General features: G+C 74.7%; 3 protein-coding genes. 2 read left to right on the forward strand and 1 reads right to left on the reverse strand.

The window, feature by feature from the left end:
* Both ACJA3G_RS35710 and ACJA3G_RS35715 read left to right on the forward strand, forming a co-directional pair.
* The coding region (locus tag ACJA3G_RS35710) for a glycoside hydrolase family 113 (protein ID WP_406557186.1) at positions 1–949 on the forward strand (949 nt) is incomplete at its 5' end.
* A 99-nt stretch (positions 950–1048) separates the two neighbouring features.
* Positions 1049–1609, forward strand: a complete 561-nt coding sequence (locus tag ACJA3G_RS35715) for a pyridoxamine 5'-phosphate oxidase family protein (RefSeq protein ID WP_406557187.1) — start codon at positions 1049–1051, stop codon at positions 1607–1609.
* Here ACJA3G_RS35715 and ACJA3G_RS35720 read toward each other — a convergent pair.
* Positions 1606–2079, reverse strand: a 474-nt coding sequence (locus ACJA3G_RS35720; protein ID WP_406557188.1) for an acyl-CoA dehydrogenase family protein, incomplete at its 5' end; no start/stop codon positions are given. The genes ACJA3G_RS35715 and ACJA3G_RS35720 overlap by 4 nt on opposite strands.

A 2079-nucleotide genomic window follows, 5' to 3' on the forward strand; every position in this document is an offset into this window, starting at 1 on the left:
GGTGCGGGGGATGACCCTGCCGTCGTGGTCGGCGGACGACTACGACAGCCCGCGCGCCGAGGCGTATCTGAGCGACATCGCGCACACCGGCGCGCGCTGGGTCGTCTTCACGCCCACCTGGTACCAGCGCACCACCCGGGAGAGCGAGCAGCGCCCCACCGAGGAGACCGCGAGCGACACGAGCCTGCGTCGGATCACCGCGCTGGCGCACCGGGCCGGGCTCCAGGTGATGCTGAAGCCGCACGTCGACCTGGTGGACGGCACCGACCGGGCCAGGATCCGCCCCGCCGACCGGGCGGCCTGGTTCACCTCGTACGAGAAGTTCATCACGCACTACGCGGCGCTCGCGCAGGAGACGGGGACCGAGCGGTTCGTGGTCGGCACCGAACTCGCGGGGGTGTCCGGTGACGCGGAGCCCTGGCGGCGGGTGATCGCGGCGGTCCGCGCCCGCTACCGGGAGCCGCTGACGTACGCCGCCAACTACGACGAGTACGCCCGGGTCCCCTTCTGGCCGGAGCTGGACGTCATCGGCATCGACGCCTACTGGCCGCTGGGCGAGGCCCCCACGGCGGACGCGGCGGAGCTGGGCCGGGCCTGGCGGCCGGTCGTCGACGAGCTGGCGGCCTTCTCCGGCCGGCAGCACCGCAAGATCCTCTTCACCGAGGCCGGCTACACCAGCCAGCGCGGCTCGACCACGGCGCCGTACTCGTGGACGGTCAGCAGACGCGAGGCGCCCGAGGAACAGGCCGCCGGCTACCGGGCGTTGCTGGACACCTTCACCGGCCGGGACTGGTGGGCCGGGGTGTGCTGGTGGATGTGGGACGACTGGCCGGACAGCGGGGAGACCCCGGCGAGGCTCGCGTACACCCCGCACGGGAAGCCCGCGGAGGAGGTGCTGCGCTCGCACTGGGCGGGCTCGGGGGACGGCTCCGAGCGCTCTTCCGGTTAGGGACGCCTGCCCGCCCCCGTCCCGGCCCCGGGCCGCGATGATCACGACCCCGGAGTAATCCGGACAGTGGATGTCGGGTATTCAGGGTTTGCTGGGCGCATGGCACCGCAGACATTCAGCTGGACAGACTTCGAAGCGGCCGAGGCGGGGTTCGCCGACGCCGTGCGCGAGCGTTTCCTTCTCTACAAGCACCACGTCCTCGCGACCCTGCGCGCGGACGGCAGCCCCCGGGTCACCGGCCTGGAGGTCGAGATCCGGGGCGGCGAGCTGTGGCTCGGGATGATGCCCGGCTCCCGCAAGGCGGACGACCTGCTGCGCGATCCGCGCTTCGCGGTCCAGGCCAACCCGGGGCCGGACGCGGAGATGGCCGACGGTGACGTCCGGATCAGCGGGCGGGCCGTCGAGGTCGTCGACCCGGCGGAGCGCGCCCGGTACGCGGACGAGGTGCGTCCGCCCGAGCCGTTCCTCCTCTTCCGGGCGGAGCTCACCGAGGTGGTCCACACCGGGATCGACAAGGAGGCGGAGGAGATCGTGCTGCGGGTGTGGCGGCCCGGCGCCCCGCTGCGCACCATCCGGCGGGGCGGCGGCACCGAGCCGCCGCGCGAGGAGGTCCAGGAGTGGGAGGCCCCGGAGCGGGAGGCCCAGGACCAGGAGGCCTAGGGGCGGGACGCCAGGACCTCCGCACGGCAGCGCGCCGGGGTGCCCCAGGCGTCCCGCAGCGGCCGGGCCTTGCGCAGCCAGAGGGAGAGGTCCAGCTCCTCGGTGTAGCCCACCGCGCCGTGGAGCTGGAGCGCGGCGCGGGCCGCCGTGTACGCGGCCTCGCCCGCCGCCGTCTTCGCCGCCGCGAGGTCGCCGGGGGCGAGGGTGAGCGCCGCCCCGTACACCAGCGGCCGGGCGAACTCCACCGCCAGCAGCGTGTCCGCGAGCCGGTGCTTGACCGCCTGGAACGAGCCGATCGGCACCCCGAACTGGTTGCGCTCGCGGACATACGCCACGGTCCGCCGCAGCAGCTCCTCGGCCACCCCGACCGCCTGCGCGGCCGACGCGAGCCGCGCCCAGCCGACGGCGTACCCGACGGCATCCTCCAGGAGGGGGCCGGCGCAGAGGAGCTCCCCGCCGGGGTCGGGGCG

Origin of the sequence: Streptomyces sp. YS-3 (assembly GCF_045257485.1) — a bacterium.
In the GTDB taxonomy this organism is placed as follows: Bacteria; Actinomycetota; Actinomycetes; order Streptomycetales; family Streptomycetaceae; genus Streptomyces.

Coding starts and splice junctions, on each gene's coding strand:
- ACJA3G_RS35715 (WP_406557187.1), top strand. CDS start 1,049: ATGGCACCGCAGACATTCAGCTGGACAGACTTCGAAGCGGCCGAGGCG.